The organism is Embleya sp. NPDC050493, from assembly GCF_044458105.1.
GTDB lineage: Bacteria > Actinomycetota > Actinomycetes > Streptomycetales > Streptomycetaceae > Embleya.
On sequence record NZ_JBITHP010000015.1, the window covers coordinates 37,656 to 52,392 of the forward strand.

A 14,737-nucleotide genomic window follows, 5' to 3' on the forward strand; every position below is an offset into this window, starting at 1 on the left:
ATGCTCGAACGACTGGGGGATCTCGTATTCCGCCGGGCACGCGCGGTGCTCGTGGTCGGCGCGTTGTTGTTGCTCGTCTCGGCCGGGGTGGGCTTCGGCGCCTTCGGCAAGCTCCAGGCGGGCGGATTCGACGCGCCGAACTCGGCCTCCACCCGAGCCCAGGACGAGATCAAAAACACTTTCGGCGGCCGGCCCAACCTGGTGGTCGAGGTCCGCGCCAAGGACGGCTCGAACGTCGACGCACCGGCCGTCGCGGAGGCCGGCCGCCGCCTCACCGCGTCCCTCGCGGCCGTACCGGGCTTCGACCAGGTGGCCTCCTACTGGACCACCAACGCGCCCGGGCTCAAGGCCGACGGGGGCCGCGGCGCGCTGCTCGTCGCCCACTCGGTCGAGGACGACGTCAGCGAACTGCCCAAGGCCGCACAGCTGCCCCCGGACAGTCCGCTCGAGGTCCGGGTCGGCGGCGACGCCTCGATCGGGCCGGCCGTCAACGGCCAGGTCGGCAAGAGCCTGGCGATCGCCGAGTCGATCGCGATACCGCTGACCCTGCTGCTGCTCGTGCTCGCCTTCGGCAGCCTGATCGCGGCCCTGGTCCCGCTCGTGATCGGCTTCATCGCGATCATGGGCACCTTCGCCGAGTTGTTCGTCCTCGGCAGCCTGACCGACGTGTCGATCTTCTCGATCAACCTCACCACGGCACTCGGCCTGGGCCTGGCGATCGACTACGCGCTGTTGATCGTGGCACGACACCGCGAACTGCTGCACGCGGGGCACGACCTGCACGACGCGGTGGTCGGCACGCTGCGCACCGCCGGGCGGACCATCGTGTTCTCCGCCGCGACGGTGGCCGCCGCGCTCGCCGTGCTGCTGGTCTTCCCGCAGTACTTCCTGCGCTCGTTCGCGTACGCGGGCATCGGAGTGGTGATCGTCTCCGCGCTCGCCGCGCTGATCGTCGCCCCGGCCCTGCTGACCGTGCTCGGACCGCGCGTGGAGTCGATGCGGATCAAGGGCGTCCGAGGCGTCCAGGGCGCGGAGGCGCCGATGTGGTCGCGGCTCGCCGGCTTCGTCACCCGCCGGCCCGCGCTCACCGCGCTGCCGGTGCTGGCGGTGTTGCTGCTGGCCGCGTCACCGCTGCTGGGGGTCACGTTCGGCACGCCCGACGAACGGGTCCTGCCGACCGACACCCAGGCGCGCCAGGTCGGCGACACGTTGCGCGCGGACTACAGCCTCGACGACACCCGCACGCTGGACGTGGTGCTGCTCGGCTCCGGCGCCCAGGCCCCGGTGGACGCCTACGCGGCCCGGCTCGCCACGCTGCCGGGAGTGACCCGGGTGGACAGTGCGGGCCCGGACCGGATCCGGCCGAACGCGCGCCTGCTGTCCGTGGTCACCACGCTGCCCGCCAAATCGGACGCCGCCCAGGACCTGGTCCACGACGTCCGGGCGATCCCGGCACCGGACCGCACCGAGGCCCTGGTCGGCGGCACGGACGCCCGCCTGGTCGACACCAAGACCTCGATCGGCGACCGGCTGCCGCTCGCCTTCGGGTTGATCGTGCTCAGCACGTTCGTGCTGCTGTTCCTGTTCACCGGGAGCGTCCTGCAACCGCTGCGCGCGTTGCTCCTGAACGGGATCAGCATCACGGCCGCGGTCGGCATCACCGTCTGGGTCTTCCAGGACGGACACCTCTCCGGCCTGCTCGGCTTCACCCCGCTGCCCATGGACACCTCGATGACAGTGCTGCTGTTCTGCATCGCGTTCGCGCTGTCGATGGACTACGAGGTGTTCGTGACCAGCCGGATCAAGGAGCTGCACGACGCCGGCGCGTCCGACGAGGACGCGGTCCGGCAGGGTCTGGGCCGCACCGGACGGATCGTCACCACCGCCGCGGCGCTGCTCGCGGTGACCTTCGTGGCCTTCCTGACCAGCAGCGTGAGCTTCCTCCAGCTGTTCGGCTTCGGTGCGGCGCTGGCGATCCTCCTGGACGCGACCCTGGTCCGGGGCATCCTGGTGCCGGCCGCGATGCGCGTGCTGGGCCGGCACGCGTGGTACGCCCCGCGGTTCCTGCGCCGGGTGCACGACCGGGTGGGCCTGCACGAGTCGACCGAGCCGGCGGTGCCGTCGGCCCGGTCGGCTGCCGCGAGCGAGACCGGCGAGCGCGTACCCGACGGCATGCACTGACCCGGCGCGGCCGATCGGCCCTGCCCGGTTCGCCGACGGCTCGGTCGGCAAAAAAGGGGCCGCCTCCGGGAAGTGATTCCCGGAGGCGGCCCCTCCGTCGTTGCCGTGCGCGGTCTCGCGCGGGCCCGACTACTCCTTGGTCAGGTTCGGGCCCGAGCCGGTCGCCTCGATGGGCGGTGCGTCCGGCAGCGGGGCCTTCTCCATGCCCTCGAAGGTGAACTTCTCGTCCTTGCCCTCACCCTCGGTGTCGACCACGATGATCGACCCGGAGCGCAGCTCGCCGTAGAGGATCTTCTCGGAGAGGTTGTCCTCGATCTGGCGCTGGATCGTCCGCCGGAGCGGACGGGCACCCAGCAGCGGGTCGTAGCCCCGCTTGGCGAGCAGTGCCTTGGCGGCGGGACGGAGCTCGATGCCCATGTCCCGGTCGCGCAGCCGCTCGTCCACCTTGGCGATCATCAGGTCGACGATCTGGATGATGTCTTCCTCGGAAAGCTGGTGGAAGACGATCGTGTCGTCGACACGGTTGAGGAACTCGGGACGGAAGTGCTGCTTCAGCTCTTCGTTGACCTTCGCCTTCATCCGGTCGTAACCGGTCTTGACGTCGGACGATCCGGAGAAACCGAGGCCGAAGCCCTTCGAGATGTCCCGGGTACCGAGGTTGGTCGTCATGATGATGACGGTGTTCTTGAAGTCCACCACCCGACCCTGGGAATCGGTCAGTCGACCGTCCTCCAGAATCTGCAGCAGCGAGTTGAAGATGTCCGGGTGGGCCTTCTCGACCTCGTCGAACAGAACCACCGAGAAAGGCTTGCGACGGACCTTCTCGGTGAGCTGGCCACCCTCTTCGTAACCCACATATCCGGGCGGCGAACCGAACAGCCGGGAGACCGTGTGCTTCTCGGAGAACTCGCTCATGTCCAGCTGGATGAGCGCGTCCTCGTCGCCGAAGAGGAACTCGGCGAGCGTCTTGGACAGCTCGGTCTTACCGACGCCGGACGGGCCGGCGAAGATGAACGAACCACCGGGACGCTTCGGGTCCTTGAGCCCGGCGCGGGTGCGCCGGATGGCCTGGGAGAGCGCCTTGATGGCGTCCTTCTGGCCGATGACCCGCTTGTGCAGCTCGTCCTCCATGCGGAGCAGACGGGCCGACTCCTCCTCGGTCAGCTTGAAGACCGGGATGCCGGTGGCGGTCGAGAGGACCTCTGCGATCAGTTCCTCGTCGACCTCGGCCACGACGTCCATGTCGCCGGCCTTCCACTCCTTCTCCCGCTTCGCCTTGTCGGCGAGCAGCTTCTTCTCGCTGTCGCGCAGGGACGCGGCCTTCTCGAAGTCCTGCGCGTCGATCGCGGACTCCTTGTCCCGACGCACGTTGGCGATCTTCTCGTCGAACTCGCGCAGGTCCGGCGGCGCGGTCATGCGCCGGATGCGCATCCGCGAGCCGGCCTCGTCGATGAGGTCGATCGCCTTGTCCGGCAGGAACCGGTCGGAGATGTACCGGTCCGCGAGCGTCGCCGCGGCCACCAGGGCCTGGTCGGTGATCGACACGCGGTGGTGCGCCTCGTAGCGGTCGCGCAGACCCTTGAGAATCTCGATCGTGTGCGGCAGAGACGGTTCCGCGACCTGGATCGGCTGGAACCGGCGCTCCAGCGCCGCGTCCTTCTCCAGGTGCTTGCGGTACTCGTCGAGCGTGGTCGCACCGATCGTCTGCAGCTCGCCGCGCGCCAGCATCGGCTTGAGGATGCTCGCCGCGTCGATCGCGCCCTCGGCGGCGCCCGCACCGACGAGCGTGTGCAGCTCGTCGATGAACAGGATGATGTCGCCTCGGGTGCGGATCTCCTTGAGCACCTTCTTCAGCCGCTCCTCGAAGTCACCGCGGTAGCGGGAGCCCGCCACCAGCGCGCCGAGGTCCAGCGTGTAGAGCTGCTTGTCCTTGAGCGTCTCGGGCACCTCGCCCTTGACGATCGCCTGGGCCAGGCCCTCGACGACGGCGGTCTTGCCGACGCCGGGCTCGCCGATCAGGACGGGGTTGTTCTTGGTGCGGCGGGACAGCACCTGCATGACCCGCTCGATTTCCTTCTCGCGCCCGATGACCGGGTCGAGCTTGCCTTCGCGCGCCGCCTGGGTCAGGTTGCGCCCGAACTGGTCGAGCACGAGGGACGTCGAAGGCGTCCCCTCCTGGCCGCTTCCGCCCGGCGCGGTGGATTCCTTGCCGGTGGAGTAGCCGGAGAGCAGCTGGATGACCTGCTGGCGGACCCGGTTCAGGTCGGCGCCGAGCTTCACGAGGACCTGGGCGGCGACGCCCTCGCCCTCGCGGATCAGGCCCAGCAGAATGTGCTCCGTGCCGATGTAGTTGTGGCCGAGCTGGAGCGCCTCGCGAAGCGACAGCTCGAGGACCTTCTTCGCACGGGGCGTGAAGGGGATGTGACCGGACGGGGCCTGCTGACCCTGACCGATGATCTCCTCAACCTGCTGACGCACTGCCTCAAGCGAGATGCCGAGGCTCTCCAGGGCCTTCGCAGCGACGCCCTCACCCTCGTGGATGAGGCCGAGGAGGATGTGCTCAGTACCGATGTAGTTGTGGTTGAGCATCCGGGCCTCCTCCTGAGCCAGGACGACAACCCGCCGCGCGCGGTCGGTGAACCTCTCGAACATCGTTATCGCTCCTCAGAGCGGTCGTGCAGATCGGGGACGGTCCCCTCCCTGTCCTTCCGCATGCTAGTCCTGCACGCAGGACCGCTCGATTCGTCCGTGAAGACGTGCGACCCACGTGTTGCGGACCGCGTTGGACAACTAGTCAAACCCGATGGTGCGTGTCGGTGTTCCCGCCGGCCACGTCCTGAGGCCGATTCCGAGTACGCCAGAAGCGAACGCGGCTTTTTCCGGCACACACTCGCCCCGGCACCGACGCCGATTCCGCCTCCCCGACTCCCCACCATGTCCGGGTCATACCCAGGACGACACCCGCTGTATACCGGCAGGTCACGACCACCGTGCAGGCAATCGTGCGGGCGCTCGGCGAGATTCGGCGCGGCCGTGCCGCGCGTCATGTCACTCATCGCGGTTGCCATATCACCTTTCGTAACCTCGCTGTCGTCCCGGAGTTGAACACGTTATGGCAGCCACCCTTGTTTTCGCGTCCCGTTCGGCGCCCGTCGTGCCCGGTCCGTTGGACGAGGCCCTCTGGTACGCGCGGGCCCTCGGCTGGCCGGCGGGCCCGGGATCGCCCGACGCGGCGGGCGGGCCCGCGGTGGCGACCACCGATCCGCAGGCGCTCTCCCGGTACTGGGCGGCCGACCCGGCGGCCTCGGTCCGACTGGCCGCCGGGGTGCGGTTCGACGTCCTGGATGTTCCCGGGGCGGCCGGCGTCCGGGCCCTGGACCGGGCCGAGCGGCTCGGGGCCCCGGTCGGGCCGGTGGCCGCGACCGGCACGGGTCGGATCCAGTTCTTCGTGGCCCCCGGGGTCGCGGGCGACCTGCCCGCCCTGCTGGACTGGCTGGACTGGGCCGATCTGGACCTGGACCTGCGCGCGTACGGCGAGGGCGACACGGTGGCCGCGCCGTCGCCGTGGCCGGCCACCTGGCGGGCGCCGTGGCCGCGCGCGTGGGAGCACGCGCGCTGGTTGCGCCCGCCGGTCGACCCGGGCCGCGTGCGCCCCGTCGGGGACCTCGGGGCCCTCGGCGCGGTGCTGCACGTGGACGTGCGCTTCCCGGACGTCACCCGGCTGCTGAGCACGTTGGCGCACGCGTGCCAGCACGTGCGGCTGTTCCCGCGGCCGCGGGCCACCGAGCCGAGGCCGCTGACCCACCACCGTCCGGTACCGGCCTGAGCCACGGCCGGCCACCGGCCCCGGCGCCGATCCGGCCCCGGGAAAACGACATGAGCGGTGCCCTCCCCCGGTTCGTTCGGGGGAGGGCACCGCTCGATGATGGCGTCGACGATCAGGCGTGGGCCTTCTCGTAGGCGTCGCGGATGTTGCCCGGCACGCGACCGCGCTCGCTCACGTCAAAGCCGTTCTCCTTGGCCCAGGCGCGAATCTTGGCGGTGTCGCCGGAGGCGGCACCACCCTTGGCCACCTGGCGGACGCCGCGGCGAGCCGCGACCCGGCCACCGGTCTTACGGCCGGCCTCGACGTAGGTCGTCAGGGCCGCGCGGAGCTGCTCTGCGTGCGTGGCGCTCAGGTCGATCTCGTAGGAGACACCGTCGAGCGCGAACGTCACCGTCTCATCGGCCTTGCCGCCGTCGAGGTCGTCAACGAGAAGAATCTGGACCTTCTGTGCCACCAGGATTCCCTTTCATCGGGAGGGTTCAACCAACTCAAGAAAAGGAAACCGCTTTCTGCGGGAAAATACAAACCCACCCGCGCGGAACCCGTCGAGTCGGCAATACGTTACCGGGTTTGTGGTTGCGACTTCCCCGCACACCACACCGTCATGGGCAAGAAGCGTCAAGGGGTTCGCCGGCGCGGGGCACGCGATCTCCACCACACTCGCGCGGTCTACGCGGATCGAGATCACTGCCAGAGATGGAGCAGCATCCGCGTGTTGCCAAGGGTGTTGGGTTTGACGCGTTCCAGATCCAAAAACTCGGCGACGCCCTCGTCGTACGAACGCATCAGTTCACTGTAGACATCGCGGTCGATCGGGGTCTCCTCGATCTCGACGAAGCCGTGCTTCGCGAAGAAGTCGACCTCGAAGGTCAAGCAGAATATCCGTCGAACACCGAGCCAACGCGCGGTCTCCAGGAGTTTGCTGAGCAAGAGGTGGCCCACTCCGTGGCCGCGGCACGCCGGATCCACCGCGAGAGTGCGCACCTCGGCGAGGTCTTCCCACATCACGTGCAGCGCACCGCACGCGACCACCTCACTGTCCGCGTCCCGCTCGGCGACCCAAAACTCCTGCACGTCTTCGAAGAGGGTGACCGTGGGTTTGTCCAGAAGGATACGCAGCCCCACGTACCCATCCACAAGGCGTCGAATGGCCCGCACATCGGACGTTCTGGCACGTCGGATCGTCACTTCCATGGGCTGACGCTATCGCGATCACGATAGCCGTCGCCGCTCCGCCCTGTTTACCACCGATCTGCCCCGGTGGAAGCGGAAACACCCGGACCGACGACGGAGGTCCGGGCGGGGTTTCGCACCGCCCGGACCTCGCGTTCTTCATACATCCGGCACCGATACCCGCAGCCCGCCGCCACCGTCGTGGAGTGATCGGGTCGGATATGGACCGATTCCCCCGGTGATTACCGGGTCTTCGAATCGGCCACCCGCGTGCTCGCGCAAGCCGCCTCGGCGTCGTCGCTACACGCGTTGCGGATGACCGGCTTGGCACCCGGCGCACTGACGAAACTCGATCGCGCCGTCATCTCGGATCCGGCCGCGCCTTGCGGCACCTGGAACACGAGAATCAGGGTGACCTCGGAGCCGCCCTTGATCCCGCCGGTCTTCCACACTCCGGTCGCCGCGTCGAATTCCCCCTGCGAGACCTTGGATTTCGTCGGTTTCACACCCGCCGGCAACGCGTTGCGCACGACCGCGGACTTCGCCTCGTCGCCGCCGGAGTTTCGTACGGTCACCGTGTGGGTGACCGTGTCGCCCGGCTTGGCCTGCACGGGGTCGGCCGTGCGGCGCAATTCCAGCTTCGCCGTCGAGGCCGGGTCCACCGCCCGGGTGGGCGGCTGGTCCGGCAGCGTCACCGAGGTCGTGTCCACCCCGAGGTCGGCCGGGTTCGGCAGGTCCGGCAGCGTCACCCCCGGCGGCAGCGACGTGACCGGCGTGCTCATCAGGCTCCCGAGCGTGTCCTGGAGCCGCTGCCCGAGCGTGGCCCGCAGCTGATCGAGTTGGCCGCGCAGGTCGGCCATCGCGTCGTCCAGCGCGGTCATGTCGGACCGCGAGGGTGCGGGCACGCGCGAGGTCGACCACAGGGACCACCCGTGCGACGTGGTCCACCCGTTCGCGGTGGTCCACTCGTACGACCTCGTGACCGGGTCCGGCTGCTGCCGGGGTGCGGCTGCCGCCCGGCCGACCGTGGCCGGAACGGCGCCCAGCACCGCGCTCACCGCGACGCCGGCCACCACGAGGGCGCGTCCCGTCCGGGTTTTCACTCGCATCATGTCGGTCCACTTTCCGTTCCGCCGTGCAGAAGTCGCATTTCTTACGTAGATCATTAATACGATTACGCAGAGTTGCACTCCGAGGCGGCGCGAGCTGCGCCGAACGAATTGGCAACGCCCCCGAACAGCCCAGGGCCGCATCGAACGGGCCGTCGATTCGGCTCAGGGCAGGGCGACCCGCAACGCGTCGCGCAACGCCTGGATCTGTTCCGGCGTCATGCCCTCGACGAAGTGCACGAGAGCCCCGGCGCGACTGTCGCCCGCCGCCCAGTCCGCGCGCATCAACTCGGCGGTATACGCGTCCCGCGAGCGCACGGCTTCGTACCGAAAGGCCCGTCCGTGCAACCTGCGGCGCAGCAGACCCTTGCGAAAGAGTTTGTCGAGCACGGTCATCACCGTCGTATAGGCGAGTTCGCGTTCCGGCAACAGCGCCTCCTGCACCTCGCGCACCGACGACGGGCGATTGAGCCGCCAGATGCAACGCATCACCCGGGCCTCGAGTTCGCCGAGACGCCGCATACCGACCCCTTCCCGAAACCTCGGCGCGTCGTGAGCTGCATCACGCATGGCGCGCGATCTCCTACGCGGCATCGTAGACACGGTTTCGTCCGGAATCGTGGCATTCGGCTCGCCTGCGTCTCGCCTGCGCCTCGAATGCGGCGATTCGAGACTCGGGCGTATGCGCGAGCACGGAACGAACTACTACGCAGCCGCGTAGTGTCCGCTCCGTCACGACTTGGTCGATGTGCGGTGGATTGTTACCACTGATCCCGGCCCAGTCGTCGATTCCCCGAGGTGTTCGTGCCGCACTCCCCCGAAGCTCCGCACACGTCCGTGTCCACGTCCACGTCCACGTCCGCCGATCGGCTTTCGCGGCTGAAGGCGCTGCGTCCGAGCCGTCCGGTCACCGTGGTCGCCGGCCTCGCGCTGCTGGCCATGGCCGTCACCACCGGGGTGCAGGCGTCGGGGTCGGACGCGGACGCGGGCGCGAAGCGGGCGGCCGGCTCGCCGAGCGCCGATCCGGAAATCGCACAGCGGCTTGCCGGCCGCGGCGCGGACGTCGCGGCCCGCTCGCAGGAGCGCCCGGCGTTGGACGCCGCGCGGGAGGCCGCGCGGGAGGCCGAGCGACAGGCCGCGGCGGACGCGTCCGCGCGGGCGGAGGCGGAGCAGGCCCGAGAGGCCGAGCGAGCCGAGCAGGCGGAAGCCGAGCAGGCCGAGCAGGCCGAGGCCGAGCGGGTTCGGGAGGCCGAGCGGCAGGCCGAGGCCGAGCGGGTCGCGGCCGAACGGGCCGCCTCGGGATGGGTCGTGCCGACGTCCGGCTACACGCTGACCGGCCGCTTCGGCAACAGCGGCGCACGCTGGGCGCACACGCACACCGGCCTGGACTTCGCGGCGCGTTCCGGCACGCCGATCAAGGCCGCCGCCGCCGGGAAGATCGCCTCCGCGGGCACCGCCGGCGCGTTCGGCAACCGGATCGTGATCACCCACCCCGACGGCACCCAGACCTGGTACTGCCACCAGTCGCGATTCGCGAAGACCTCCGGCTCGGTGACGGCGGGCGAGGTGATCGGCTACGTCGGTACGACCGGCAACTCCACCGGTCCGCACCTGCATTTCGAGGTGCATCCCAAGGGCGGCGCGGCCGTGGACCCGAACAAGTGGCTGACCGGCAAGGGCGTCGCGCCCTGATCGCCCTGCCCCACGGCGCCCGCATCGAGCGGGCGCCGTGCGCGCTTCGGCCGAGCCGTCAGCTCCCGACCGCGAGCGAGTCCAGCCAGTCCCACCAGCCGCCCACGGCGATCAGGGCGGCGAGCTTGGCGTAGCCGGCCGAGTCGCAGTGTGCCCCGTCGCCGTACGCCTCGATGCTCGCCCACCACTCGGGGTCCTCGCGCAGGGTGCGCTGGAGGGGCACGAAGGTGATGCCGCGCGCGGCGCACGTCTTCGCGTAGGCGTCCTCCAGGGCCAGCGCGTCCTCGCCGCCGTCCACCTCGCCGGGGACCGGCGGCGCGCCGACGACCAGGCAGGTCCAGCGGGCGCCGGTGGCGGTGTCCAGTATCGCGTCGAGGTTGGCGACGCTGTCCTCGTGCCCGACCCGGCGTCGGCCGCGCTCGATCTTGACGTCGTTGACGCCGAACGCGAAGACCATGCCGGTGCCGTCGGCGTGCCGCATCCGCGGGACCGCCTCGCCGTACCAGCGCTCCGCGACGTCGGCCGAGGTCTCCAGCCGCACGCCGAGGTTGTACGCGGTCAACTGCCGGCCCCGGCGACGGGACTCGGCCGCGAGGCGACCGACCCATCCGCCGCCGGCGAGATCGCCGACGCCTTGGACGAACGAATCGCCGGCGACGCAGATCCGGAGATCGGGGGCTGCTTCCATGCGGCCGACCCTATGCGTACGAACGGGTGATGCGCCCGGGAATACGACAGGAGCCCCCTCGGGGGCGACGATCGGTCACCGAGAGGGCTCTCCCGCGCCGGAGCGGCGGACCCGCCCCGGGGTGGATCAGTCGGTGGTCGGCTTCACCAGCGGGAACAGGATCGTCTCGCGGATGCCGCGGCCGGTGAAGGCCATGATCATCCGGTCGATGCCCAGGCCCAGACCGCCGCTCGGCGGCATCGCGTATTCGAGCGCGCGCAGGAAGTCCTCGTCGATTTGCATGGCCTCGACGTCGCCACCCGCGGCGAGCAGCGACTGCTCGGTGAGCCGACGACGCTGCTCGACCGGGTCGACCAACTCGGAGTACGCGGTGCCCAGTTCCATGCCGAAGCCGATCAGGTCCCACTTCTCCGCAACACCCGGCGTACTGCGGTGCTGGCGGGTCAGCGGCGACGTCTCGATCGGGAAGTCGCGAACGAAGGTCGGCTCGGCGAGGGTGTGTTCGACCAGCGCCTCGTAGATCTCCTGAACCAGCTTGCCCTGGCCCCACGCCTTGTCGTACTCGATCTCGCGCGCGTCGGCGAGCTTGCGCACGGTCTCGATCGGCGTCTCGGGGGTGACCTCCTCGCCGACCGCCTCGGAGACCGAGCCGTAGACGGTGATCTCGCGCCACTCGCCGGAGATGTCCACCTCGCGGTCCCCGTAGCGGAAGGTGTGCGTCCCGAACACGGCCTGGGCCACGTGCTGGTACACCTCGCGGGTGAGCGTGGCCATCGTGTTGTAGTCGCCGTACGCCTCGTACGCCTCGAGCATGGTGAACTCGGGGTTGTGCGTCGAGTCCGCGCCCTCGTTGCGGAAGTTGCGGTTGATCTCGAAGACCTTCTCGGCGCCGCCGACCACCAGGCGCTTGAGGTACAACTCCGGCGCGATGCGCAGGTAGAGGTCCATGTCGTACGCGTTGATGTGGGTGACGAACGGACGCGCGGTGGCGCCGCCGTGCACCGGCTGCAACATCGGGGTCTCGACCTCCAGGAAGTCCCTGGTGTCGAACCACTCGCGGATCGAGCGCACGATCCGGCTGCGGGTGCGCAGCATCGCACGCGACTCGTCGTTGACGATCAGGTCGACGTAGCGCTGGCGAACCCGGGCCTCGGGGTCGGTCAGGCCCTTGTGCTTGTCCGGCAGCGGGCGCAGGCACTTGGACGTGATCGCCCAGGTGTCGACCATGATCGACAGCTCGCCGCGGCGGGAGGTGATGACCTGGCCCTCGACGCCGACGTGGTCGCCCAGGTCGACATCGCTCTTCCAGGCCGCCAGCGACTCGGCGCCGACGCCGTCGAGCGAGACCATCACCTGAATGTCGCCGTCACCGTCGCGCAGGGTAGCGAAGCACAGCTTGCCGCCGGTGCGGTACAGCACGACCCGGCCGGTGAGGCCGACCCGACGCCCGGTCTCCACATCGGCTTCGAGACCGTCGAACTCCGCGCGCAGGGCGGCCACCGTCGTGCTGCGGGGGAATCCGACCGGGTACGGGTCGGTCCCCTCGGCGCGAAGTCGATCGAGCTTGTCGCGGCGGACCCGCATCTGCTCGGGAAGGTCGTCGATCTGCGGCTGCGCTGCGCTCTGCTCGGTCACGGGACAAGGCTACCCATGGCCGACCGGCTCCCCGAACCGATATCCGCCGGACCGGACAGGGCCCGGCCGTGGAACAACCCCGGCGGCGGGCTCCCGGTCGGGGCTGCGACGAGGATCGCGTGGGGGCGGCGCCGACTCCGACGGTCGAGGTCGGCGATGAAGCCGTCCCGGCTCTCGTACGCCGGATCCGGGCCGGAAGGATCGCCGAACGGGGCTTCGGCCGGACGCCGCGCCCGAACTCGGTGTGGCGGCGTCAACCGGTGCCGGTGTGCAGGATTTCCGGGGCCGGGAGTTGGCCGAGGGGGCGGCCCTGACGGCGGTGCGGAATGACCGGGGAGAGGGTTTCCCGGGTGGGGGCGGGCCCGGTGGAGGGTCGGGCGGGGTCGGGCGCGTCGGGCTCGGGTTCGGCCGCGTCGGGCTCGGCCGCCCGGGCTTCGGCGGGGTCGGGCTCGGGCTCGGCGCGCTCGGCTTCTGCGCACTCGGGTTCGGCACACTCGGGTTCGGCACACTCGGGTTCTGCGCACTCGGCTTCGGCAGGCTCGGGGGCAAGAGTTGCGCGCTCCGGAGCCCCGTCGTCCGGGGTCTCCCGGGCTGCCGACTCGGGTCCACAGGCTTCGCGTTCGGCCGGCTCGGGTGGGCAGGATCCGGCTTCGGCGGGCTCGGGTTCGGGGGCTTGGGGTTCGGGGGCTTGGGGTTCGGGGGCTTGGGGTTCGGGGGCTTGGGGTTCGGGGGCTTGGGGTTCGACCGTCGGAGGTTCGACCCCTTGGAGTTCGACCCCTTGGAGTTCGACCCCTTCGAGTTCGACCCGTTGGGGTTCGCTCGCTCCCGATTCGGCTGCCTCGGGTTCGGCCGGTTCGCGGTATTCGGCCGTCTCCGATTCGGCCGTCTCGGGTGCGGCCGTCGCCGATCGGGCCGGTTCGAGGGCGGCCGGGTCGCCGTGGGTGGTCGGCGTGGGGGCGGCCTCCGGGAGTGGTGGTGCCGCGAAGGGGGTTGCCGGCGGCGGGGCGGCGGAGGGGGCCCGGCGTCGGGGTTGCGCCGCGGGGCGGGGGCGGGTGGGGATCAGGATGTCCAACGGGTCGGTGCGGGTGGCCCGGTCTGCCTCGGCGGCGGCGCGGCGGTGGGCCCGGGCGACGAGGCGCTGTTCGAGGTCGGCCTCGGCCAACCGGGTGCAGCGGTGCAACAGCGCGATGCGGCTTGCCCGTTCGCGCTCACCGCAGGGCAGGTCGACGGTGCTCCGCAGGGCGGCCAGGTCCTCGGCCGACGGGATGTGCGCGACCTCGTCCACCGCGTTCCGCAGGCAGTCCAGGAACGTGGACGCGGTTCCCGGCAGTGCGGCCCGATAGCGCCGCAACTCGGCCGTCATGAACGTGCGCAGCCGCTCCCGCTCGTCCTGCGCCTCGCCGATCGCCCGGCCGAGCAACCAGAAGTCGACCGAGTCGCGACCGCCGCGCAGCGCAACGGCCAACGCGCGGCGCAGTACCCGCACCTCGTGCGCGCTGAAGGCCATCCCCTGGTCACCATGTGGCGTCGGCATACCACGCACTGTATGTGGCGAGATGGACAATCCGGCTTATTTGATGCGTGTGTTTTTCCGATATGGAGCCGGCCGCGAGGCCGGCTCCGCTCAGACCGCCGCGTTGCGCTCGTAGACCATGCGCAGGCCGATCAGGGTCAGCCACGGCTCGTGCACGTCGATCACCGAGGCCTCGCCCAGAACCAGCGTGGCCAGCCCGCCGGTGGCCACCACGGTGACCGCGTCCGGGTCGTCCGGGGACAGTTCGGCCGCCATGCGCTTGACCACGCCGTCCACCTGCCCGGCGAAGCCGTACAGGATGCCCGCCTGCATCGCCTCGACCGTGCTCTTGCCGATCACGCTGCGCGGGCGCATCAGCTCGATCTTGCGCAACTGCGCGCCGCGGGCACCCAGCGCGTCCACCGAGATCTCGATGCCGGGGGCGATCGCGCCGCCGACGTACTCGCCCTTGGTGCTGACCGCGTCGAAGGTGGTCGCGGTGCCGAAGTCGACCACCACGCACGGGCCGCCGTACAGCTTGACCGCCGCGAGCGCGTTGATGATCCGGTCGGTGCCGACCTCCTTGGGGTTGTCCATCAGCACCGGCACGCCGGTCTTGACCCCGGGCTCGACGACCACCGTGGGGATGTCGCCGTAGTAGCGCCGCACCATGTCGCGCATTTCGTGCAGTACGGACGGCACGGTGGAGCAGATCGCGATGCCGTCGATGCCGTCGGCACCGATCAGCGGGTGCTGGCCGAGCAATCCCGCGAGGACGACGGCGAGTTCGTCCGCGGTCCGCCGGGCCTCGGTCGAGATGCGCCAGTGCTCGACGATCTCGTCACCGTCGAACAGGCCGAGCACGGTATGCGAGTTACCGACGTCGATGGTGAGCAACATCGTGGGCGTCCTTGGTGTTC

The 14,737-nt window shown here is 70.2% G+C and carries 12 protein-coding genes; 3 read left to right on the forward strand and 9 right to left on the reverse strand.

What is annotated here, in order from left to right; genetic code table 11:
* Nucleotides 1–2,181 carry an MMPL family transporter gene (locus tag ACIBM5_RS26595; RefSeq protein WP_396009272.1) on the forward strand — a complete coding sequence of 727 codons (2,181 nt, stop codon included), beginning with the start codon at nt 1–3 and terminating at the stop codon, nt 2,179–2,181.
* A gap of 129 nt (nt 2,182–2,310) precedes the next feature.
* Here ACIBM5_RS26595 and ACIBM5_RS26600 read toward each other — a convergent pair whose 3' ends face one another.
* On the reverse strand, nt 2,311–4,833 hold the full coding sequence (locus ACIBM5_RS26600; protein WP_391586445.1) for an ATP-dependent Clp protease ATP-binding subunit: 2,523 nt from the start codon (nt 4,831–4,833) through the stop codon (nt 2,311–2,313).
* Between the two features lie 460 nt (nt 4,834–5,293).
* Between ACIBM5_RS26600 and ACIBM5_RS26605 the strand changes: the two genes are divergently transcribed.
* Entirely contained in the window at nt 5,294–6,007 is a 714-nt protein-coding gene (locus tag ACIBM5_RS26605) for an SCO3374 family protein (protein ID WP_396009138.1), read from the forward strand.
* Nucleotides 6,008–6,119: 112 nt separating this feature from the next.
* Here the strand turns inward: ACIBM5_RS26605 and ACIBM5_RS26610 are convergent, their stop codons facing one another.
* From ACIBM5_RS26610 to ACIBM5_RS26625, 4 genes are all read right to left on the reverse strand, one after another.
* Nucleotides 6,120–6,461, reverse strand: coding sequence for an Lsr2 family protein (locus ACIBM5_RS26610; RefSeq protein WP_396009139.1), 342 nt, complete (start codon nt 6,459–6,461; stop codon nt 6,120–6,122).
* Nucleotides 6,462–6,691: 230 nt separating this feature from the next.
* Nucleotides 6,692–7,201, reverse strand: coding sequence for an amino-acid N-acetyltransferase (locus ACIBM5_RS26615; protein ID WP_396009140.1), 510 nt, complete (start codon nt 7,199–7,201; stop codon nt 6,692–6,694).
* 221 nt (nt 7,202–7,422) lie between these two features.
* Nucleotides 7,423–8,292, reverse strand: a complete 870-nt coding sequence (locus ACIBM5_RS26620) for a DUF11 domain-containing protein (RefSeq protein WP_396009141.1) — start codon at nt 8,290–8,292, stop codon at nt 7,423–7,425.
* 162 nt (nt 8,293–8,454) lie between these two features.
* Nucleotides 8,455–8,811, reverse strand: coding sequence for a BlaI/MecI/CopY family transcriptional regulator (locus ACIBM5_RS26625; protein WP_396009142.1), 357 nt, complete (start codon nt 8,809–8,811; stop codon nt 8,455–8,457).
* A gap of 315 nt (nt 8,812–9,126) precedes the next feature.
* Here ACIBM5_RS26625 and ACIBM5_RS26630 point away from each other — a divergent pair, with 315 nt between their 5' ends.
* Entirely contained in the window at nt 9,127–9,981 is an 855-nt protein-coding gene (locus ACIBM5_RS26630) for a M23 family metallopeptidase (protein ID WP_396009143.1), read from the forward strand.
* A 58-nt stretch (nt 9,982–10,039) separates the two neighbouring features.
* Here ACIBM5_RS26630 and ACIBM5_RS26635 read toward each other — a convergent pair whose 3' ends face one another.
* The 4 genes from ACIBM5_RS26635 to ACIBM5_RS26650 all read right to left on the reverse strand — a co-directional run bounded on the left by ACIBM5_RS26635 (nt 10,040) and on the right by ACIBM5_RS26650 (nt 14,717).
* A complete protein-coding gene (locus ACIBM5_RS26635) occupies nt 10,040–10,669 on the reverse strand; it encodes a GDSL-type esterase/lipase family protein (protein WP_396009144.1) in 630 nt (209 codons plus the stop codon).
* A gap of 126 nt (nt 10,670–10,795) precedes the next feature.
* Nucleotides 10,796–12,304: a bifunctional lysylphosphatidylglycerol synthetase/lysine--tRNA ligase LysX gene (gene lysX, locus ACIBM5_RS26640; RefSeq protein WP_396009145.1), complete on the reverse strand. Its 1,509-nt coding sequence runs from the start codon at nt 12,302–12,304 to the stop codon at nt 10,796–10,798.
* Nucleotides 12,305–12,557: 253 nt separating this feature from the next.
* Nucleotides 12,558–13,838, reverse strand: coding sequence for a hypothetical protein (locus tag ACIBM5_RS26645; RefSeq protein ID WP_396009146.1), 1,281 nt, complete (start codon nt 13,836–13,838; stop codon nt 12,558–12,560).
* 90 nt (nt 13,839–13,928) lie between these two features.
* Nucleotides 13,929–14,717, reverse strand: a complete 789-nt coding sequence (locus tag ACIBM5_RS26650) for a type III pantothenate kinase (RefSeq protein WP_020549599.1) — start codon at nt 14,715–14,717, stop codon at nt 13,929–13,931.
* Nucleotides 14,718–14,737 lie beyond the last annotated feature (20 nt).